This window comes from Okeania sp. SIO3B5, from assembly GCF_010692555.1.
GTDB lineage: Bacteria > Cyanobacteriota > Cyanobacteriia > Cyanobacteriales > Microcoleaceae > Okeania.
Genome location: NZ_JAAHHG010000125.1, coordinates 1 through 22,930 on the forward strand (window position 1 = coordinate 1; position 22,930 = coordinate 22,930).

The following is a 22,930-nucleotide window of genomic DNA, read 5'->3' on the forward strand; positions in this document are numbered from 1 at the left end:
TCACAAACCAAGAGGTATAATTAACCCTGTTTCCTCTGCCACAGGAATAAATTCAACAGGAGAAATTAAACCTAATTCTGGATGTTGCCAACGTACTAGGGCCTCAAAACCAATAATATTGTTTGTAGCAAGGGAAACAATTGGCTGATAGTTAAGCACAAATTGAGACTGAGCAGTAGGTTGATTTTTAATAAATTTTAGAGCGCTTTGTAAATTGTTCTCCAACTTTAAACGTTTGAGAATTTGAGTGTGCATAGAAGTACAAAAAATTTGATAACACCCTCTGCCTATATTTTTAGCAGATTGCATGGCTATTTCTGCATCTCGTAAAAAATTTTCTGCTGACCCTATATTTGTGGAATTGAGAGCAATACCAATACTAGCAGTAATAAATACTTCATTTCCTTCTAAAATAATTGGTGAAGTTAGTTGTTCGTGTATGTGATTAGCAATATAGGTAGCATCACTAATTCCTGAAATATATTCTAGCAAAATTACAAACTCATCTGCACCAAGACGAGCAACTGTATCTCCAGGAGAAAGCAATGCTGTTAGTTGTTCGGCGATCGCAATAATCAGTTGATTTCCAATGCTATGACCAAGACTATCATTAACAACTTTAAATCTGTCAAGGTCTATAAATAGGACGGCAAAGGAAAAATTTTTGCGACGTTCCCAATATTTAATTGTTTGCTCTAAACGATCCATAAACAGAGTACGATTAGGAAGATGAGTCAGTGGATCGTGTAGTGCGTCATGTTTTAATTGTTCTTCAATTAGCTTACGTTGAGTAATATCATGACTATTAACAATAATACCTTCCACTGCTGGATCGTGTAAAAGGTTAGTGACAACACTTTCAAAAAAGCACCAAGAACCATTACGATGCTTAACTCTATACTCAATAGGTTGTTGACTAATACCAGGATTTTCAATTGCTTTGTGAAAAGTCTGGGTGATGAGGGATAAATCATCTATATGAATGAGATCGAAGATACCCTGACCAACAGCTTTTTCTGGCTTATATCCCAAAACTCTGATTAGTGATGGACTAATATAACGAGAAATTCCCTCCGCATCAATAATCAAAATTAAATCGTTAGCATTTTCAATTAGAGCATGAAACCTCACTTCATGATTTCGTAAAGCTTGTTGTGCTTGTTTGCACTCCGTGATGTTACGAATCAGTGTCATCATAGCTACAAGTTGCTGTTTACTGGCAATAACAGTTTCTTCTGTGTACTTATATTGGGTAATGTCTGTATTTGTTCCCATCATTTTGTTGGTTATTCCTTCTTCATTTTGAATAGCAATTCCGCAACAAAAAAACCATCGGTAACTGCCATCTTTGTGTTGCACCCTATGTTCGATTTCATATTTTGGAGTCAGTCCTGCTAAATGAGCATTTTTTGCTGCCATTATCTGTTCTAGATCTTCTGGATGCACCAATTGATGCCAATCATCTATCATGTTTCTAACTTCCCAATCTTCATAGCCAAGCATTGCTTTCAATATAGGATCGAGGTAAATTACATTCGTTTGTAAGTCCCACTCCCAAATTCCCACTTGACTTGCTTCAATGGCAAGAGCATAGCGTTCCTGACTTTTGCGTAGATGCTCCTCTACTCGCTTGCGTTCAGCGATTTCTATTTGTGCTTGTTGATATAGTTCAGCTTGATGAATGGCAATGGCACAATGATCGGCAATTGATGTTAATAGAGATCGTTCATCTTCTGTCCATTCTCTTTCTCGATCGCACTGGTCTAAAATAATCCCACCTTGGTAAGTATCTTGATACAATAGCGGTGTAATCAAGACTGAAATAACTTGAAACTGGTCAATAAGATTTTTAACTTCTGAGTCTATGGTTGTATCGAATTTACTAATTTTTACTTGTTTTCCTCTAGCGAGTATCTCTAAATAATATTGATGAACATCGTAACAAAAACTAACTTGATTATCGCATTCAACCGTTATATCATCTAAGTGACAAAGATTAATGTTTTTCTGATAGTCCAGCCTCACAATTACACAATGACTAACTTGCAAAATCTCATGTAACTGTTCCACAGTATTTTGCAGGACTTCATCTAGTAATAAAGTATTACGCATTCCTTGGACAATGCGATTAATAATTGCTTCTTGTTGAGCTTGTTGTTGTAATTTGATAATGGCACTTTGCTGTTCTTGTTTCGCTCTAAATTCAGCAGTTGCTCGCTCTAAAATAATTGATAAACTCAATAATCTATCTTTAAAAACATAATTATTAACCCCGGCTTTTAAACATTCAAAAGTTTTCTCTTCTGGTAAATCATCTGTGATTAAAATCACAGGAACTTCTTGTCCTAATTTTTGCAGTAATTTCAGCACCTCGAAGATATCAAAATCTGCTAAATAATAATCTGACAATATTGCATCATATAGATTATCTTGAAGTAATTTTTGATATTTTAGTTTGCTGTCTGCAACATTATAGGTAAATTCTACACCATTAGACTTTAAGGTGCGTACTATGAGCGCTAAATCTTCCATCACATCTTCTACAATTAGCAAATTTAGTTCTTTGCTAGATTTTAGTATTTTTTGATACTCGATATTTTTTCGCTCCACCATATCAAAATCACTTCAATAAAATCAGTTTAATTTATTATAATCTATGTTTTATATAGGCTACAACATGATGTTTTTAAAACTTCATAATCACTAGCAATAGTTTTAGGAATAGAAGGGTGCATCTCAATGCGTGAATAAAGCCAAAAATTTATCGCTTTTAGGGAACAGAGAACAGGGAACAGGGAATATATAGGAAAAAAGTATTTTGGCTTGCTATGAGATGCACCCGAATAGAAGTAATGAATAATTGTTAATTATTAATTATTAATTATTAATTATTAATTATTAATTATTAATTACCTTTCCTTAAAAAGAAAAGGATTGACTCAAAGGAAAATTTTTCTTCTCTTGGTCGATTGGATATGGCGAGGAAACCTGCTCTTAACAGAGATGCTCCGCTTTATATGTTGTTGCGGAGCAAAACGCCATCCCACCCTTCGGGAAGCTCCGCTTTTCGGTGCGGAATGCTACGCAAATATGTCGGCGACAGCCTTTAGCGGAGCTTTGCGTTAGCAAAACGACCGCTTTTATCCTCTTAAAAGAGGAGGCTTTAAACCAAAATTTTTCGGTAAAGTTTTTTTATTATTAGCACAAATCATAGCATTTTTTTTGCAGATAGTAAAGGCTCCAAAAGTATTTAATGACTGTTATCAGTCCGAGAGTGTAGCAATATTTTACTTGAGCCTAAGAAAATGAAGTTTGACCGTATGACTGTTTAAATTATAGCATTTTTGCCCTAGTTTAGTTTGATAAGTATAATACCACTGGACCGAATTTATGCTACACAAAAGTTGCTATTGAACTATTAGTAATTAACTTTAGCAGCTATATTTTATTCTTTGTTTAGAGATAAAATATTTGAAGTAAAAATTAACAATGAAAGGTTAGACACAGATACATGATATAATGTATGTAATAGTATTTTTACTAGGTAAAAAATACCTGTTTCGGTTGAGAAGCTAATTCATTAATTGATAATGGATAATTGATAATGGATAATTGATAATTACCTCTGGTTAAAACCGTTACGGAATTGAAAATAAGGAAATATTATTTTTTCTCTTGGTCGATTGGATATGGTTAGGAAACCCATCCATCCCTCAACCGCTTTTTTGCCCTTAAAAGGGGAGGCTTTAAACCCGAATTATTTAATTATTAATTATTAATTATTAATTATTAATTATTCGGTAATATCAAATCCGTTTAATTGGACATAAAAAAATTGTTCAATCGTCATAACTATGCTCATCTTTGTAATTCTTTCTCCTCCTGACTCCTGACTCCTGACTCCTGACTCCTCCTAACTTAACCATTCTATGGCTGTTTAACCGGATTTGATATAAAATCTTTGATTAAACATCTGAATAAAAAAGACTATTGCTGACAAAAAATGAATTTTCAGAGAATCATTATCATAATTATTATTAGTATTTTACCCCTAAAAACTATTAATATCAGAAGCTTAATTATTAGTATCACTATCCTAATACCACTAATAACATCAGAAGTTGCTCTTAGCTTAACAGAATCAGAAATCAACAAAATAGCAGGAGAAATTACAGTTAGAATTGATGGACAAAATAGAGGCGGTTCAGGAGTAATTGTCGAAAAACAAGGAAATACATATTATGTACTCACCAACTGGCACGTTGTCAATAAAGTAGGAGATTATCAAGTACGCACACCTGATGGAGAAATGCATCCAGTTTACTACAGTCTCATTAAACAAGTACCAAACGTAGATTTAGCGGTTGTGCCATTTACCAGTTCTCAAAATTACCCTGTTGCCGAAACAGGCGATCTAGCTCAGTTAGTTCCAGGAAAAGCAGTTTTTGTTGGGGGATGGCCGCGTTCTGGGAGTAACCTCCAACAACGAATTTTTCTGAGTACACCAGGGGTAGTCAAAGGGCGTCAACAACCTATCGGTGGTTATAGTTTACTTTATGATAACTTAGTCAGAGCGGGGATGAGTGGAGGACCAGTGTTAGATACAGAAGGTCGTCTAGTTGCTATTAACGGTATTGTCAAGTTACAAGAAAATTCTGATGCGATCGTTTCTGGAGGAATAGAAATTAATACTTTTTGGCAGTGGCGACAACAGGTTTCGTTGCCAACTATTTCTCAACAACCCCAGACTGCTAAAGCTACTACTCCAACAGAAGTAACAAACCCTGTTTCTACAAATATCTCTAAACAGGAAAATGGAACAGAAACTGCTGTAAATTTTACTTTAGCAAAGGCAATTTCTCACGAAGTAGGTGGAATAGTTAATTCTGTAGTTGCTTTGAATTCCTATATCATTAGTGGTAGTAGTAACGGGATGATTTCAGTCAGGGATATTAATAATGGCGAAATCATAGCCACTTGGAAAGCTCACGCAGAATCAATAAATTCAGTGGCAGTATCTCCCAATGAAGAATTAGTTGTCAGTGGTAGTGATGACAAAACTATCAAAATTTGGAAACTACCCAAAAATAAAAATGTCACTGATATTACTCTGGTGCAGACTCTCACTGGGCATGACGATGTGGTAGATGCAGTAGCGATCGCTCCTAACGGTGAAATGTTGGTAAGTGGGAGCTGGGATCGAACTATTAAAATTTGGAATTTAAGTAGTGGAGAGTTGATCCGAACTTTAGAAGGACATTCTGAGATAGTTAATGCGATCGCCATTAGTCCTGACGGCCAATTTCTAGCTAGTGGTAGTAAAGATAATCAGATTAAATTATGGAACCTACAAACAGGTCAACTAATTCGTAATATAAATACTAATTCTTTATCAATTTTATCTGTAGTTTTCAGTCCTGATAGTCAGATATTAGCTAGTAGTAGTAGTGATGGCACTATTAATATTTGGAACTTGCAGACAGATGAATTAATTCATAGTTTAAAAGAACATATAGATGGAGTATGGTCAATTGTTATTACTCCTAATGGTAAAACTTTAATTAGTAGTAGTTGGGATAAAACTATCAAATTTTGGGAACTGAGTACAGGTAACTTAAAAGGTAGTTTAAACGGACACACCAGTTATATTAGTACAGTGGCAATTAGTCCTGATGGTCAAACAATAGTTAGCGGTGGTTGGGACCGGAAGATTAATATTTGGAAAGTTCCTTAATTTCAATCTAAATTAAGGGGTGTATTTCAATTTTGAGGGAACAGGAAACAAGGAATAGGGAAGAAGAAAAAAATATTTTTGCAAATATGAGATGCACCCAAATCAAGTTTAGGTACTTAGTAGGGAATAGGGAATAGGGAATAGGGAATAGGGAGAAGAAAAAAATATTTTTGTAAATATGAAATGCACCCAAATCAAGTTTAGGTACTTATATCATGTCCGGATAATTAGTGATAAAAAAAACTTTCTCTTTCTTCTTCTTTCTTCCCTCCTGACTCCTGACTCCTTACTCCTTACTCCTTAATCGTTTATTTATAACTGTTCAACCGGACATGATATTAGGAGGGAACAGGGAATAGGGAATAGGGAATAGGGAATAGGGAATAGGGAATAGAGAAGAAGAAAAAAATATTTTTGTAAATATGAGATGTACCCAAATCAAGTTTAGGTACTTAGGGAAGATAAGGTAATTCCCGATTTTTACAGATAAATTTTGTAGTGGTAAAATTAAAATATTTAAGTTATGATTGCTGATATATGCTGTTGTAAATAATGTTTACTAAAATCAAAAACTTTCAGAATAAGACTCTCATACAAATATATATAAAGCAATATGTAGATAGGGCACAGAAATAGATTAATAATAATCTTTAGAGGTTGTCTGAGAAGTCCCATTTGCTAAATCTAAGCCCCCTAAATCCCCCAATTTTGGGGGACTTTTAGCCCAGGTTCCGCACCACAAGATGTAGTTTTTATAATAACTATAATTCACCTTATTTGTTAAAAATACTATTGTAGTATACTTGTGGTGTAAAATGTAGATTTTAGAAGCAAATTGACTCTTGTTCCCCCCAAAGTTGGGGGGCTAGGGGGGCAAAATTCAGCATCAAAAAACTTTTCAGATATCCTTTTTAGGCAGGGAAATCTTTTTCCTACTATTCCCTATTTCCTATTTCCTAAATTCCCTAAATTCCCTAAATTATGAAATCAACAATTTCATTCTCCTATTCCCTATTCCCTAACTTTTGCAATAATTATAATGAAAAAAGCCTCTAGGTACTGGATTATATCTTTGGCATTAAGCTTAATTATCTGGTTAGGATTACCAAGTCCTAGCTATGCTGATAGCCAATCTATTAATGCCCAAACTATCCATGTTTTGAATCGTCTAAGTTTTGGTCCCAGACCAGGAGATATAGAACGAGTTAAATCAATGGGAATTAATAATTATATTCAATCTCAACTCAGACCAGAAACTATTAGAGAATCTCCTAAATTAACACAAAAAATGGCTAAATTAACTAACTTCTACTTAGCTCCAACAGAAATATTCAAAAAATATGTTCCTCTACCAAAAAACGGAGCTAAAAAACTGACTCGAAAAGAACAAATAAAAACTAACAGACGTATCAGAAAAGTTTTACAAGAATCAGAAAATGCACGTTTACTTCAAGCAATATTTAGCAACAAACAACTACAGGAAGTAATGGTAGATTTTTGGTTTAACCACTTCAATATTTCTGTAGAGAAAGGTAATATAACTCGCCTCTGGGTAGGCACTTACGAAAGAGACGCTATTCGACCTTATGTATTTGGTAATTTTCGTAATTTATTAGGAGCAACAGCCCATCATCCAGCCATGTTATTTTATTTAGATAATTGGCTAAATACTGCTCCTGGTAGTAAAGGTGTTCGTGGTAGATTTAAAGGCTTAAATGAAAACTATGCCCGCGAACTTATGGAGCTTCATACTATTGGAGTCAATGGAGGCTATACACAACAAGATATAGTAACCTTAGCAAAAATTTTTACAGGTTGGGGAATACAACGTCGTGGTGGGGATGGGAGTGGATTTAAGTTCGAGCAAAATCGCCATGATAATAGCGATAAAATATTCTTAGGAATACCTATTAAAGCAGGTGGAATAGAAGAAGGAGAAAAAGCCTTAGATATTCTCGCAAGTCATCCATCTACGGCACGTTATATTAGTTATAAATTAGCTCAATATTTTGTTGCTGATACACCTCCTGGTAGCCTAGTTAATAAACTAGCTAAAAGATTTCAAGAAACTAATGGCAACATTCGTGATGTGTTAGAAACTTTATTTAATAGTCCTGAATTCTGGCAGGAAAAATACTACGGCAGCAAATTTAAAACCCCTTATCAATATATTGTTTCTGCTGCTAGAGCAACCAATACTGACAAACCAAGATGGGGGAAAATTAAACGAATTTTAGAACAATTAGGAATGAAGCTTTATGCCTGTAAAACTCCTGACGGCTATAAAAACACTCAAGAAGCATGGTTAAATTCCGATGCCATGATGCGTAGAATTAGCTTTGCGACAATTATATCTCGTGGTCAGTTAAATCAAGGGAAACCAAAACGGGTAAATCATCAACAACTTAGGGCAACTTTAGGAAATAATTTTTCTGCTCAAACTCAAGCAGTAATTAGCAGTAGTCCTGCTGGTTTACAAGCAGCTTTAATGTTAGGTAGTCCAGAAATGATGGAAAAATAAATGTAAGCTATCAGCTATCAGCTATCAGCTATTGCTTTTAGTTTAGGATATAAAGCTTTATTAATTGTCTTATATCATGTCCGGATAATTAGTGATCAAAAAACTTGTCCTCCTTATATAATAGTTTTCATAAGGCGTGAAGTACATCAATGAATGATCCCCCTAAATCCCCCTTAAAAAGGGGGACTTCTAGTTCCCCCCTTTTCAAGGGGGGTTAGGGGGGATCTCCTGACTCCTCTGTCGTTATTTATAACTATTCAACCGGACATCGTATTACTCCCCCACTCCCCCGACTCCCAACTATATAATAAATATTCAACCAGATTTAATATTAGAGACACTATGAAAAGACGTAATTTTTTACAATTTGCTAGCTTACTATCAGCTTCAGGAATAATCTCTGTTGGTAGTCATGGTTGGGTAACAAAAGGATTAGCTCAAACCAACAACCGTAAACGATTAATAGTTATTTTTCTCCGAGGTGGAGTCGATGGATTAAATGTAGTTATTCCCCACCAGGAATACAATTATTATGATGCACGACCAAACATAGCAATTCCTGCTCCAGGAGAAGCAGAAGGAGCGATCGACTTAGACGGGCAATTTGGCTTACATCCTGCTCTAGCGAGTATCATACCCCTCTGGCAAAATCGTAGTTTAGCATTTGTTCACGCCTGCGGTTTAAATAACAACACTCGCTCCCATTTTGATGCTCAATATTATATGGAAACAGGTATTCCAGGTAATAAAAAAATACCCGATGGATGGATGAACCGTTTGTTAGCAAATCTCCCAAAAGATAAACCTACTCAAGCTGTAAACTTAGGAGATACACCACCTCGTATCCTCATGGGTGCAATGCCAGTTGCCAGTCTACCCACCGGGAGAAAATCAAGCCGTAGTTTACCCATAGACAGCCCCAGAATTTATGAAGCATTCGATCGCCTTTATAGCAGCAATGACGAACTTAGTAGAGTTTACCAAGAAGGGCGTCAGGCAAGAGATTTACTGCTAGCTGACTTAGAGCAAGAAATGGAAGCAGCTTCCGCAGGCGCACCACCTCCACAAAGTTTTGCTGCTGATGCCAAAAATTTAGCTCAAATCATGGTTGGTGATTCCAAAACACAGTTAGGATTTATGGCTTTTGGTAATTGGGATACCCATGTTAACCAAGGAAGCAGTGAAGGTGCTTTAGCAAGAAGACTGAAACCTTTGGGGGAAGGTTTAGTTACTTTAGTTCAGGAATTGGGTCCACTTTATTCAGATACTGTGATTTTAGTAATGTCAGAATTTGGTCGCACAGTTAATGAAAATGGTAATAGTGGTACCGATCACGGTCATGGTAACGTAATGTGGGTCTTAGGTGGTGGCGTGCGTGGTGGTCAGGTTTATGGACAATGGCCTGGTTTGGATGAGTCAGAATTGTTTCAGAAACGGGATTTAGCGGTGACAACGGACTTTCGGAATGTGATTTCTAGTGTGTTAGAACAGCATCTTGATATAGAGCGATCGCAAATAGCACGGGTTTTTTCTGGTTATTCGTCTGAGCGGCGTTTGGCTTTGTTGTGAAATAAGTAATAGAAGTATTCACCTGGACTTTTGAAAAAAAGTAAAATATATTTACCTCTATTCTATAATTAGAGGCAGTTATATCTGAGCTTTTCCCCTTTAACACATTTTTTTTCAAAAGTTCAGTTATTAGCGATCGCTTTTTGTACTGATAGTAAGATTAATTGAATGTATATGATATACAAAATTAATTACCTAAATTTGTAGAATGAGCGGTCTTATTATATTAACTCCTGAAGATATTGCTCTATACCGAGAGCAATTTTCTCAAAATGACCAAAAAGAAGCCCTCTATGCTCTTGATGTGATTGAGGCACTGGGTGGAGATGTAACTAAGGCTGCTAGTATGTTAGCACCAAAGTACAATGTTGTAGTCTCTAGGGCAGTTCCTGACATTCTTGAGGAATTAGCCAAAAAATCACGCAATCTTGTCTGTAATGAAAAGTTTATAGATCATTTAGAAAATGGGCTGTCAAGTGCTGCTATAGGACTTTTGCTCACAGGTCAAATTCCGGAAGCTTTGGCAGCCCTATTAGTGATGTACCTGAATCAAAAAGGTATCAAAAAATGGTGTGATTCTCACAGCCAAGAATAGTTAAAATCCTACTGCTGTGAAGGCTGCCCAATAATAGGGAGAATTAAAGGGATGGGGCTGGGAATTTATGCTTGCTTTAGCTCCATCTACAAATACTTCCTTGAGAATTTCTGATTTTCCTTGGTAGATAATGTCAATGTAGGGTTGAATTTTCTCTAGAAATTCTTCCCCTTCCTTGCTAGTTAGATTCCTTAACCACATTTGAGCATCTTTTAAAGCTATTGCTACAGTACCTTCTCCCAATTCTGGGTAGCTTTTGAGGTTTTGATAAAATTTGACCATTAAAAAAGCTGTAGAAATGTCAGCTACTGTCCACAAACTACAGACAACACTGGGGCTGCCTGCAAATATAAATCCACTAGGAAGACCAATATATTCATCACTTAGACTTTTGAAATCAGTTAACCCAGTTTCACAAGCAGAGAGGGTGACAAGGCGACATTGACTTAGGTTAAGTCCAAAGATTTCTGCTAGGGTAAGCTCTCCATCTTCTGGGCTATCATATTTGGCTAGATAAAGGGCAGAAGCATTAGCTATACCTGGGTTGAAGTTGCCATGACAGGAGAAGTGATTACAGTGGGATGATTGCAAGCGCGAATTAGTTTTAACTTTTGCTTCACTAGCATCTTCTTTAATTAAGACTTCAGCTAAATCAAAATTATGACGAATTGTCTCTACCTCTAAGTCAGCGTAGATTAAATTATCTTGAGGGTTTTGCACGGCAAACAGTTGACTGAAGTGGGGACGTTTTTGTTTTTGAGTGAGTTGTAATATTTGGCTACTGGGGGCATAACTGATACCTCTGTCAAAGCGATCTATCAACAGATCGCCATTTTTTAGGGGCATTACATGGAGAGGAAACAGGTGAAGAAACTGATGAGGAATAAGGATAAGACGGTTACATTTAATTCCTTGTTTTTCAAAGATGTTATCTATTTGGGTAAGGAGGCGATCGATATTTAATATCTCAGCTAAACGCTTCAGATGAGAGGGTAAATTATTTATCCACTGATTTTTTTCCAGATAATATTCTTTAAAATAGTTTTTACCCCAATTAAAGTGTCTTTCTAAATCTTCAGCGGATGATTGTTCCACTATAGGGTGCTGACTGTTAGCAGTAATGATAAAAGTGATAATTTTATCCCCTGTAATGTACCACTCAATCATTGCAGTATCTCGATCAAGAAGGTTTTGAATATCTCTGAACAGAATTGGATCTACTCTCTCAGTTAAAGTGAAACTGGGGTCTATAGGTTTAATTTGATTTAGTAACTCATCTAATTCCTGCCGTGATTTTTCTAATTCTTGCTGTAGGCGTTTTTGTTCCGATCTGCCTGAACTTGCTGAACGCTGCTCTATAACTATCTGTAATTGTCTTTCCAGTGATGGTATGTTTCGTCGCAGTCGATCTAGCTCGGAGATAATTTCTTGAGGAACATTACCTTTAGGATAGAGTTCGCGCTTCACAAGGAGTTCTACTAGGGTACGAGCTTTGCTGCGTTCGGCTGTTTCTATGGCTTTATCCCATTGCTCTAAATTGATGTATGCTTGCACCTGATTTTGATAAACCTGTATTGCTTCTGCTATAATTTCCTGACGACGTTCGTCAGTGGTTGCCCAACTGCGACTAACTTCTACTGCTTTTATAGCTTTTTCATAACTGTCGGCGGCGAGTTGCCAGTTTTGGTTATCAAAATATAGGTTGCCTAAGGTATGGGTTGTTTTAAGATGCTCAAGAGGATTTGCTTCTAGGGTGCAAACCAGCAAAGCTTGTTGGTATAGAGCAATGGCAGATTCAATATTCTCGGCTTTGTCTCCTGTTATTCTCTCACTGTGGGCAAGGCCGAGATTATTTTGAGTCATTGCCCAGTCGATGGGGAAATCTTTTTGGGTACGAACCTGCAAAGCATTTTGGAATGCAGCAATGGCAGATTCAATATTCTTGGCTTTGTCTCCCCTTATTCTGTACAAGTAGGCATTGCCGAGATTATTTTGAGTGTCTGCCCAGTCGATGGGGAAATCTTTTTGGGTACGAACCTGCAAAGCTTGTTGGTATGCAGCAATGGCAGATTCAATATTCTCAGCTTTGTCTCCTGTTATTCTCTCACTGTAGGCACTGCCGAGATTATTTTGAGTGGTTGCCCATTGCATGGGGAAGTCAGTTTGGGTGAAAACCAGCAAAATTTCTTGGAATGCAGCAATAGCAAATTCAATATTCTCGGCTTTGTCTCCCCTTATTCTGTAAAAGTAGGCAGTGCCGAGATTATTTTGAGTCATTGCCCAGTCGATGGGGAAATCTTTTTGGGTACGAACCTGCAAAGCATTTTGGAATGCAGCAATGGCCGATTCAATATTTTCGGTTTTGTCTCCCCTTATTCTATCTCTGTAGGCAAAGCCGATATTGTTTTGAATAGCTGCCCAATTTTCCCGATGACTCTCAGAGGTAAAGACTTTTAGCACTACTTCATAACCTGCAATGCTAATTTCCATATTATTTGCTTTGTTGCCCAGAGGAAATTGCTGAATGAGCTTACTGAATTCACTAATAACCACAGCACAGTATTCTGCTATATTCGCCTCCAATTCAGAAAATTGAGCAGTTCCCCAGTTTCGCAATATATCAGCAAAGTTATTGTCAAGTTTGTCTAAGTTTTGTTGTAGGAGTGGGTAGACAACTTTCGAGTCACTCTTGCTGTCTTGAGTTGCCTGCAATACCTCCATCAAGAAATTTGTATAGTCTTGGGATGGTAGCTGACTTGCTATATTGAGTAAAAATTCAGCGTAGGCAGCGCCGAGATTATTTTGAGTACCTGCCCAGTTGATCGGGAAATCTTTTTGGGTGTAAACCTGCAAAGCATTTTGGAATGCAGCAATGGCAAATTCAATATTCTCTGCTTTGTATCCTGTTATTCTGTTAATGTAGGCAGCGCCGAGATTATTTTGAGTGCCTGCCCAGTAGATAGGGAAATCTTTTTGGGTGTAAACCAGCAAAGCATTTTGGAATGCAGCAATGGCAGATTCAATATTCTCGGCTTTGTCTCCTGTTATTCTCTCTCTGTAGGCAGCGCCGAGATTATTTTGAGTCTTTGCCCAGTTGATAGGGTTTGCTTCTAGGGTGCGAACCAGCAAAGCATTTTGGCATGCAGCAATGGCAGATTCAATATTCTCTGCTTTGTCTCCTTTTATTCTCTCTCTGTAGGCAATGCTGAGATTATTTTGAGTGCCTGCCCAGTAGATAGGGAAATCTTTTTGGGTGTAAACCTGCAAAGCATTTTGGAATGCAGCAATAGCAGATTCAATATTCTCAGCTTTGTCTCCTGTTATTCTGTCTTCGTAGGCAAGGCCGAGATTATTTTGAGTCATTGCCCAGTCCATAGGGAAATCTTTTTGGGTGTAAACCAGCAAAGCATTTTGGTATGCAGCAATGGCAGATTCAACATTCTTAGCTTTGTCTCCTGTTATTCTGTCTCTGTAGGCAGTGCCGAGATTATTTTGAGTCATTGCCCAGTCGATATGGAAATCTTTGTGGGTACGAACCTGCAAAGCATTTTGGAATGCAGCAATAGCAGATTCAATATTCTCAGCTTTGTCTCCTGTTATTCTGTCTCTGTAGGCAATGCCGAGATTATTTTGAGTGGCTGCCCAGTCGATATGGAAATCTTTGTGGGTACGAACCAGCAAAGCATTTTGGAATGCAGCAATAGCAGATTCAATATTCTCAGCTTTGTTTCCTGTTATTCTGCCCCAGTAGGCAAGACCGAGATTATTTTGAGTCATTGCCCAGTCCATAGGGAAATCTTTTTGGGTGTAAACCAGCAAAGCATTTTGGTATGCAGCAATGGCAGATTCAATATTCTCAGCTTTGTCTCCTGTTATTCTGCCCCAGTAGGCAAGGCCGAGATTATTTTGAGTCATTGCCCAGTCGATATGGAAATCTTTGTGGGTACGAACCAGCAAAGCATTTTGGTATGCAGCAATAGCAGATTCCATATTCTCAGCTTTGTCTCCTGTTATTCTCTCACTGTAAGCAGCGCCGAGACTATTTTGAGTCATTGCCCAGTCGATATGGAAATCTTTTTGGGTGTAAACCAGCAAAGCATTTTGGTATGCAGCAATGACAGATTCCATATTCTCAGCTTTGTCTCCTGTTATTCTCTTTCTGTAGGCAGCGCCGAGACGGTATTGAATGGATGCCCAAGTTTCCCGGTGACTCTCAGAGGTAAAGACTTTTAGCATTAGTTCATAACCTGCAATGCTAATTTCCATGTTATTTGCTTTGTTGCCCAGAGGAAATTCCTGAATGAGGATACTGAAATTACCAATATATTTAGCAATGCTTTCTGCTACATCCGCCTCCACTTCTGAAAATTTAGCAGTTGCCCAGTCTTGCAATACATTGACAAAGTTATTGTCAAGTTTATCTAAGTTTTGTTGTAGGAGTGGGTAGACTACTTTCGAGTCCCCGCTGTTTACTGTTGCCTGCAATACCTCCATCAAGAAACTCTTATAGTCTTGGTATGCCAGATAATTTGCCACTTTGAGTAAAAATCCAGTATCATGATTACCCGCTGATGCCAACTTCTGTGCTTCTTTGAACATTGTTTGCCATAACCCAGAATCTATTAATTCGCGATTATCATTCATAATTTTGTCAAATTCTGCCTCACTCTCACGATTAAGTAGTAAGGTGTTAATCAGATTCAGATAAGCTTCAATTCGTTGTTCATCCATATTTTTAAGTCAAAAGTCAAAAGTAAGATTTTGAAGTTAAAAATTAAAAGTCCAGCAGACAAGGATCTTGCCACAGATGCAGGGATGATTTTTTGGGGCAAGTTTGGCGAGATAGCTGCCGCTAGGCTTCGCCAACGCTCCCTAGAGTTGTAGCCTGCTCAAGTTTGTAGTAGACTGACAATGATCGTAACCTACCCATTTCCTGCAAAGTTTTAATATCTTCCTCAAACTCCTCAACATTATAATGGATGCAACATCGCCTTTTATTCAAGACAGTTAAAACCTACTTCTCCTCTTAATTTCCTGTCAAATGTCACAGTTTCTACACAACCTGCTTGGCGAGCAATTGCTCCTATCAAATAATCAGAAAAATCTGCACTCCCCTGTTTTGTACGCTCAATAGCTTGATAAAGAACAGAAGGGTTTTCCAACTCAAAGACTGTACTCTGCAAAATCATTTCCAAGGTCTTAATAATTTGGTCTTTGCTAAATTTATATGCTTGACTTTTCAGAACCCAAACTAACTCGCACAACACAATATTAGAAACAAAACATGGCTGATTTTCTCTAATAATTTCTAGTGCTTTTTGCCACTGTAGTTCATCATCTCTAGTCAGATAGCGAACTAGAATATTGGTATCAACTCCAATCAATAGCAGCCTCCTGGATTGCATTTTCCATATCCTCAAGAGTTGCTTTCTCAATTCCAGGACGATGTAGAATACCCGACAAATCTTCCACAGAGAACTTCAGAGGAATTATTTTAACTTGTCCCTCTTCATCAATAACAAATTCTATCTTAGTCCCTGCATTCAATTTAAGGTAATCCCTAATTTCTTGAGGAATAGTTATTTGTCCTCGATCGCTTATTGTGTTAGCCATTACGATAACTGTTTACTAAGTTTATTCTATTCTACAGTGAGAACTCCATTTTTTCCTAGAAGGAATAATATATTTTGGATTAATGCCTATAATCCTTACGAACATTACTGAATCATTATTATTACTTAATAACTGAAGTCGCATTGGAAGTATAGCATTATTTTTGGTAATTGGTATTATACTAAAAAAAATATTTGTTAAATATTTTTGACAAATACTTTTTAATTCTAGCTATGACTAAGAAGTCTGAAACGATATCTCTATCATTATTGTTAATATGTCTCAAACAGCAGAAAAAATTCGCATCTATGGCACCGTACAAGGTGTCGGTTTTCGCCCTACTGTCTACCGCATTGCTAAAACATTAGGGTTGCGCGGTGAAGTTAGTAACGACGGACAAGGTGTACTAATCAAAGTTGTGGGCGATCGCTCAACCATTGACGAATTTATCGAAAAATTACATTCTGAACGCCCTCTCCTGGCAAACATCGAAACCATCACCAGACACCAACTCCCCAACCAAAATTTCGCGGATTTTATCATTGCCCCCAGCACCACCAATACAGTTTGTACCCAAATAGCTCCCGATGCTGCCACCTGCTCCATGTGCAAAAGCGAAATATTCGACCCCATGAGTCGCTGGTATCGCTACCCATTCACTAATTGTACCCACTGCGGACCTCGTCTGAGTATTATCAAAAAATTACCTTACGACCGCCAAAATACCACTATGGCAAATTTTCACCTTTGCCCGGAATGTCAGGAAAACTATTCCGAACCACTTAACCGTCGCTTCCACGCTCAACCTACTGCTTGTCATGTTTGCGGACCGAAAGCTTGGTTAGAAAGAGCGGATGGTAAACCAGTTAGTGCCGATATGTTTTCAATGTTGGATGATGTGGATGCAGTCTGTACTCTCATCCAACGGGGAATGATAGTTGCTATTAAAGGGTTAGGGGGTTTTCATCTTGCCTGCGATGCCACTAATGAGGAGGCGGTGCAAAAGTTACGTCATCGCAAACGTCGTCCGGATAAACCTCTGGCTTTGATGGCGCGAGATATAGAGATAATTTCTGAATATTGTCATATTACTGATGCGGAACAGAAATTATTGGAAAGTGTTGCTGCTCCTATTGTGTTGTTGCAGAAAACTATTGGACAACAGTTAGCACCTAGTGTTGCACCAGAAGTTGTGTTGTCACAAAAAACTATTGGACAACAGTTAGCACCTAGTGTTGCACCAGGACAAAATACTCTAGGTTTTATGCTTCCGTATACGCCATTGCATCATTTAGCTTTGCGTCGTTTGGATGTTCCCATAGTATTAACAAGTGGTAATTTTTCTGACGAACCTCAGTGTATTGATAATGAAGAAGCGCGGGAAAAACTATCAGAAATTGCTGATTATTTTTTAATACATAATCGCCCTATTTTTAATCGAGTTGATGATTCGGTGGTGCGAGTTATTAAGGAAGTTCCGCAAGTGTTACGTCGTGCCCGTGGTTATGCGCCAGCGCCGATTAATTTACCTCCAGGATTTGCAAATATTTCTCCGATTTTGGCGATGGGAAGTGAGTTGAAAAATACCTTTTGTTTGTTGCGTGATGGGCAGGCTATTTTGTCTCAACATATTGGGGATTTGGAAAATAATTTGGCTGCTACAGCTTATGAAAAAACTTTGAATCTTTTTTTAGGTTTATTGGAGGCTGAACCTAATACAATTGTTGTGGATAAACACCCAGAATATTTATCAACAAAACTTGGAAAAGATTTGGCTGTAGCTAATGATTTAAAATTGATTGAAGTGCAGCATCATCATAGTCATATTGCAGCTTGTATGGCAGAAAATGGTTTAAATATTGATTGTAAGCCAGTTTTAGGAATTGCTTTGGATGGGTTGGGTTATGGAGAGGATGGAAGTATTTGGGGTGGAGAATTTTTATTAGCAGATTATCGCGGGTTTGAACGTTTAGGAACTTTTAATCCTGTGGCAATGATTGGGGGAGAAAAAGCTATTTATCAACCTTGGCGCAATACTTATGCCCATTTAGTAACTGCTTTTGGTTTAGATTTTCTTAAGGATTACGAAGATTTAGAATTATTTAATTTTTTCCAAACAAAACCTCTGGCCACTTTGAATCAAATGATGGAAAAAGGGATTAATTCTCCCCTAGCTTCTTCTTGCGGACGGTTATTTGATGCGGTGGCTGCTGCGATTGGAATTTGCCGAGAATTTTGTAGTTATGAAGGCCAAGCAGCGATAAATTTGGAGGCTTTGGCAACGGAGTATTTATTAAATGATGCTAAAGAAATAGAAGGTTATCAATTTAATATGCTCAAGTTAGATACAGATAGTAAATTCCCTCTTACTTATCTGGTGCCACGGCCAATGTGGCAATCCTTACTGATAGACATAAAACAAAGTGCTTCTCCGGCTCTGATGGCAGCGAAGTTTCATCAAGGATTAGCGATCGCTATTTCTGAGATGGTGGCTGAGTTACATCAGAGTTGTGAGTTTAATCAAGTGGCTTTGAGCGGTGGGGTATTTCAAAATAAGTTGTTGCTTTCTGGAGTGAGCGATCGTCTATTTAAGATGGGGTTGGAAGTTTTGACTCACAGTCAGGTTCCACCTAATGATGGCGGTTTATCTCTGGGTCAAATTGTTATTGCTGCGGCAAGGAGTAGGGGAGTAGGGGAGTAGGCAGGTAAAATTAAAATATTGCCTACACTATATTGATGCACTCTCTAGCAACTCAAAAATGGATAAAAAAATTTGTTTTAATTTTAATTAAACGTTGATTAATTTAAGAAAAATGTGTTTAGGAATTCCCGGTCAGATTATAGAAATAACTGATTTTGCTAAGAAGTTGGCAACTGTTAATATTAGTGGAGTGAAGCGGGAGGTTAATATTGCCTGCATAGTTGATGAAGAACATTCAGTTGAATCTTGTATTGGTGACTGGGTGTTAGTTCACGTTGGTTTTGCCATGAACCGTTTGGATAAAGAAGAGGCAGCAGAAACTTTGAAATTATTGCAGGAAGTTGCTGCGGTGATGAATTAAAACGTAGGTTGGGTTGAAGAAAGAAGCCTAACTTATTTGGTCTATATATTAGACTTGTCGCTAAATATAGGGAAAAAATCGCTCCAACCTAGACAGAGCAATAATTCCACAACTTTTTAGCTGCAAATAGCTACAATCCTTATAGAACAAGGTTTTTGGGGATTTTTGAAGTTATAAAGCGACAAGTCTATTTATTATATCATGTCCGGATAAGAGCGTGATCAAAAAACTTTCTTCTTCTTTCTTCCCTTCTGAATTCTGTTTGCGTAGCATTCCGTAGGAAATTGCAGAATTGCTGAATTCTGAGTAGTTTATTTATAACTGTTCAACCGGACATGATATAAGACTTTTGAGCGCAAACCCTAATTACTTAAATATTTAATCTCCCCCACTCCCCCACTCCCCTACTCCCCTACTCCCAACTATACAATAACTATTCAACCGGACATGATATTATTTATTATTAGGTTGGGTTGAAGAAAGAAACAGGATATCCATTATTTAGGCGTTGCACAGTGACGAATTATTTTAGGTTTTTGATGAAAATGATTTTGGATTTGATAATTCCTAGAATGATTAATTAATAGTTTTTTGAGTCAAAGTCTAAACTAATTTTTGGCAATATCATTCCATAACGTGCAATCCCATTATCATTTATATATAGCAATCAGGAATCAGATGTGACAATTTGATTGCTTCAGTGTTTCCCATTCCCTGTTCCCTAAAAATCTACTTTTACGACTGTTCCCTATTCATTGCTATAGATATTTGTTGGGTTGCGCTACCGCTTAACCCAACCTACGATATTTTAATTTTATATAGGAGAAAATATATGAAATATGTTAAAGAATTTCGCGACCCCCACAAAGCTCAAGGTTTAGTTAAAGAAATTGATAAACTCAGTCAAAAATTAGGATACACCACTGATCGCCCACTCAAAATAATGGAAGTTTGTGGCGGTCACACTCACTCTATTTTTAAGTACGGCATTGAGGAAGTTTTACCTAATAATATTGAACTAATACATGGCCCTGGATGTCCGGTTTGTGTAATGCCCAGGGGTAGATTAGATGATGCGATCGCTCTGGCCGAAAAACCCAACGTTATTTTTACAACTTTCGGCGATGCGATGCGAGTGCCGGGTTCCAAGAAAAGTCTCTTGCAAGCAAAAGCTCAAGGTGCAGATATTCGGATGGTTTATTCGCCTCTGGATAGTTTGAAAATAGCTAAGGAAAATCCAGACAAAGAGGTGGTTTTTTTTGGTTTAGGTTTTGAAACTACCGCCCCCAGTGCAGCTTTAACTATTTTGCAAGCAGAAGCGGAAGGCATTGAAAACTTTAGTATTTTTAGTAACCATGTTTTAGTTGTACCTGCTTTAGAAGCATTATTGAGTAACCCAGATTTAGAATTACAAGGTTTTGTTGGACCTGGTCATGTGAGTATGGTTATTGGTACTCAACCATATCATGTGATTTCCGAAAAATATCAGAAACCTTTGGTAGTATCGGGGTTTGAACCTCTGGATATTTTGCAATCTATTTGGATGTTGTTACAGCAAATGCTAGAAGGTCGTTGCGAGGTGGAAAACCAATATAGTCGTGTAGTTAAGGAAGGTGGTAATAGGGTGGCACTGGAAGCAATGAGTAAAATATTTGAGGTGCGGGATAAGTTTGAGTGGCGAGGTTTGGGAGATATTCCTGAGTCTGGGTTGAAAATTACTGATGCTTATGCTTGTTTTGATGCGGAAATTAAGTTTTGCGTGCCTAACAAAAAAGTTGCTGATGCTAAAGCTTGCCAATGTGGGGAAATTCTCAAAGGTGTTTTGAAACCTTGGCAATGTAAAGTATTTGGTACTGCTTGTATTCCTGACAACCCCATCGGTACTTGCATGGTTTCTTCGGAAGGTGCTTGTGCTGCTTATTATAAATATGGAAGGTTGTTTAAGAAGGAAGAGGGAAAGAAAGCTGAGGTGGTGGCATCTTAGTCCATAACTGAGAGAAAAGGAAAAATTAACAAAACTAGCATGGGAATTGCTATAGACAAATTAGGAGGAAAAAATTATGCCATTTATAACAATTCAAATTGCTGACGGTCATTCCGTTGAATTAAAACGCAAACTAGCAAAAGCTGTCACTGATACAGTTGTTTCTACTTTAGGAACAAAACCAGAATGGGTGACAGTTCATATCGACGAATTTAGTCGAGAAAATTGGGCGATCGGCGGTCAACTTCATATTGATAAACATCCCGGTCGTCATGCAGAAAAAGTAGAAAAAAATAGGGTGGATATCAATTTGGAATAAAGCCAAAAATTTATCGCTTTTAGGGCACAGGGAACAGGGAACAGGGAACAGGGAATAGGGAATAGGGAATAAGAAAAAAGTATTTTTGCAAATATGAGATGCACCTAAAAAATAATTAACTTACCTGGAAAAAGTTGACGGTTAATTTGAAAAAGTAAGCAATTAATTATTTTCAAATTACCGTCTAAATAATTATGCTGAATCAAGAAATAGTAATCAGATATGCAGTTCCCAGTGACATAAAAATAATTATGGAATTGCTGTATCTAAAAGCAGAATTTGACGGCTGCCCCGAATCTTTAAAAGCAACAACCGAAAAACTAAATAACGATTTATTTGGCACAACTCCCCTTACTTCTATTTTATTAGCAGAAGTAGGGGATAAAACTGCAGGTTTTGCTAGTTATCATAGAATTTATTCTACATTTTTAGCTAAACCTGGAATTTGGCTAGATGATTTATATTTAAAAGCAGAATACCGAGGTCAAAAAATTGGTAAAGCTTTAATGACTCGTCTGTATCAAATAGCTGAAGAAACAGGTTGCGGTAGAATTGATTGGACTGTCAATATTAACAACGATAATGGTATTAAGTTTTACGAAAAAATGGGAGCCAATATTATAGAAAAGGTGAGATTATGTCGCCTGGAAATTCATTGAAGGAGGCAGGAGGCAGAAGGTCTAATTCTTTATGGATTAAAACCCCAAACATTTTTAAGCACTATCGTTAATGGTGGGGTATTAAACTCACAAAAGAAAAGGGAATTAAAAAAAATTATGTCTACATTATTTAATTTAACTAATAGACATCTCCAATAATAAAAAATAAAATCAATTATACCAAATAAATTATCAATTCTTCCCCTCCTGGGAGGGGGAGGGGCGAGGGGTGGGTTCCCTACTCCCTACTCCCTACTCCCTACTCCCTCTTTTCTGGAGATGTCTAATAACTGATAACTGATAACTGATAACTGATAACTGAAATGACACCCATCCAAAATCCTTTATTTAAAAAAATCGAACAAGCACGACGTCGTTCAACAAAAGTTCGCGACACCAACGTTACCCTCGCCCACGGTAGCGGTGGAAAAGCAATGCGCGACCTCATAGAAGATATTTTTGTCCGCAACTTCGACAACCCTACCCTCTCCCAACTTGAAGACCAAGCAATATTTGACCTGGCAACTCTCACCGCTCAAGGAGACAGGCTCGCCTTTACCACCGACTCTTATGTAATTGATCCCATCTTTTTTCCCGGAGGCAATATCGGCGAACTTGCAGTCAACGGCACTGTTAACGATCTAGCAATGAGTGGAGCAAAACCTTTATACCTCTCCTGCGGAATGATTATTGAAGAAGGTTTCCCCGTTGACTCCCTCCGAGAAATAGCAAAAAGTATGAAAGCAGCAGCAGATGTCGCCGGAGTGAAAATTGTTACTGGAGACACAAAAGTTGTTCACCGAGGTGCTGCGGACAAATTATTTATCAATACTGCAGGGGTGGGTGTAATTCGTTCTGGTGTTTCTATTTATGA

The 22,930-nt window shown here is 37.6% G+C and carries 14 protein-coding genes; 10 read left to right on the plus strand and 4 right to left on the minus strand.

Annotation, left to right across the window (positions count from 1 at the left end; genetic code table 11):
- A complete protein-coding gene (locus F6K54_RS18045; protein ID WP_293080008.1) occupies positions 1-2,613 on the minus strand; it encodes a diguanylate cyclase domain-containing protein in 2,613 nt (870 codons plus the stop codon).
- Positions 2,614-4,003: 1,390 nt separating this feature from the next.
- Here F6K54_RS18045 and F6K54_RS18050 point away from each other — a divergent pair.
- The 4 genes from F6K54_RS18050 (at position 4,004) to F6K54_RS18065 (ending at position 10,419) form a co-directional block, all read left to right on the plus strand.
- Positions 4,004-5,734 (plus strand): trypsin-like peptidase domain-containing protein, encoded by a 1,731-nt coding sequence (locus tag F6K54_RS18050; protein WP_293080012.1) that lies wholly within the window; start codon positions 4,004-4,006, stop codon positions 5,732-5,734.
- 1,039 nt (positions 5,735-6,773) lie between these two features.
- Positions 6,774-8,255, plus strand: coding sequence for a DUF1800 domain-containing protein (locus tag F6K54_RS18055; protein WP_366558161.1), 1,482 nt, complete (start codon positions 6,774-6,776; stop codon positions 8,253-8,255).
- A 342-nt stretch (positions 8,256-8,597) separates the two neighbouring features.
- Positions 8,598-9,824, plus strand: a complete 1,227-nt coding sequence (locus F6K54_RS18060; protein ID WP_293080015.1) for a DUF1501 domain-containing protein — start codon at positions 8,598-8,600, stop codon at positions 9,822-9,824.
- Between the two features lie 208 nt (positions 9,825-10,032).
- Complete coding sequence (locus F6K54_RS18065) at positions 10,033-10,419, plus strand: hypothetical protein (RefSeq protein WP_293080018.1); 387 nt, start codon at positions 10,033-10,035, stop codon at positions 10,417-10,419.
- Here F6K54_RS18065 and F6K54_RS18070 read toward each other — a convergent pair whose 3' ends face one another.
- The 3 genes from F6K54_RS18070 to F6K54_RS18080 form a co-directional block, all read right to left on the minus strand.
- Positions 10,420-15,150 (minus strand): CHAT domain-containing protein, encoded by a 4,731-nt coding sequence (locus F6K54_RS18070; RefSeq protein WP_293080021.1) that lies wholly within the window; start codon positions 15,148-15,150, stop codon positions 10,420-10,422.
- A gap of 263 nt (positions 15,151-15,413) precedes the next feature.
- On the minus strand, positions 15,414-15,803 hold the full coding sequence (locus F6K54_RS18075) for a PIN domain-containing protein (RefSeq protein ID WP_293080024.1): 390 nt from the start codon (positions 15,801-15,803) through the stop codon (positions 15,414-15,416).
- Positions 15,790-16,032, minus strand: coding sequence for an AbrB/MazE/SpoVT family DNA-binding domain-containing protein (locus F6K54_RS18080; protein ID WP_293080027.1), 243 nt, complete (start codon positions 16,030-16,032; stop codon positions 15,790-15,792). Before F6K54_RS18080 ends, F6K54_RS18075 begins: the two co-directional genes overlap by 14 nt.
- A gap of 277 nt (positions 16,033-16,309) precedes the next feature.
- On the opposite strand from F6K54_RS18080, the gene hypF reads away from it, so the two are divergent.
- The 6 genes from hypF to F6K54_RS18110 all read left to right on the plus strand — a co-directional run.
- Positions 16,310-18,733 carry a carbamoyltransferase HypF gene (gene hypF / locus F6K54_RS18085; protein WP_293080030.1) on the plus strand — a complete coding sequence of 808 codons (2,424 nt, stop codon included), beginning with the start codon at positions 16,310-16,312 and terminating at the stop codon, positions 18,731-18,733.
- Positions 18,734-18,845: 112 nt separating this feature from the next.
- Positions 18,846-19,094, plus strand: coding sequence for a HypC/HybG/HupF family hydrogenase formation chaperone (locus F6K54_RS18090; protein ID WP_293080032.1), 249 nt, complete (start codon positions 18,846-18,848; stop codon positions 19,092-19,094).
- Between the two features lie 832 nt (positions 19,095-19,926).
- A complete protein-coding gene (hypD, locus tag F6K54_RS18095) occupies positions 19,927-21,078 on the plus strand; it encodes a hydrogenase formation protein HypD (protein WP_293080035.1) in 1,152 nt (383 codons plus the stop codon).
- A gap of 76 nt (positions 21,079-21,154) precedes the next feature.
- Entirely contained in the window at positions 21,155-21,397 is a 243-nt protein-coding gene (locus F6K54_RS18100) for a 4-oxalocrotonate tautomerase family protein (protein ID WP_293080037.1), read from the plus strand.
- Between the two features lie 194 nt (positions 21,398-21,591).
- Positions 21,592-22,056 carry a GNAT family N-acetyltransferase gene (locus tag F6K54_RS18105; protein ID WP_293080040.1) on the plus strand — a complete coding sequence of 155 codons (465 nt, stop codon included), beginning with the start codon at positions 21,592-21,594 and terminating at the stop codon, positions 22,054-22,056.
- 323 nt (positions 22,057-22,379) lie between these two features.
- A partial coding sequence (locus tag F6K54_RS18110) for an AIR synthase related protein (protein WP_293080043.1) occupies positions 22,380-22,930 on the plus strand: 551 nt, incomplete at its 3' end.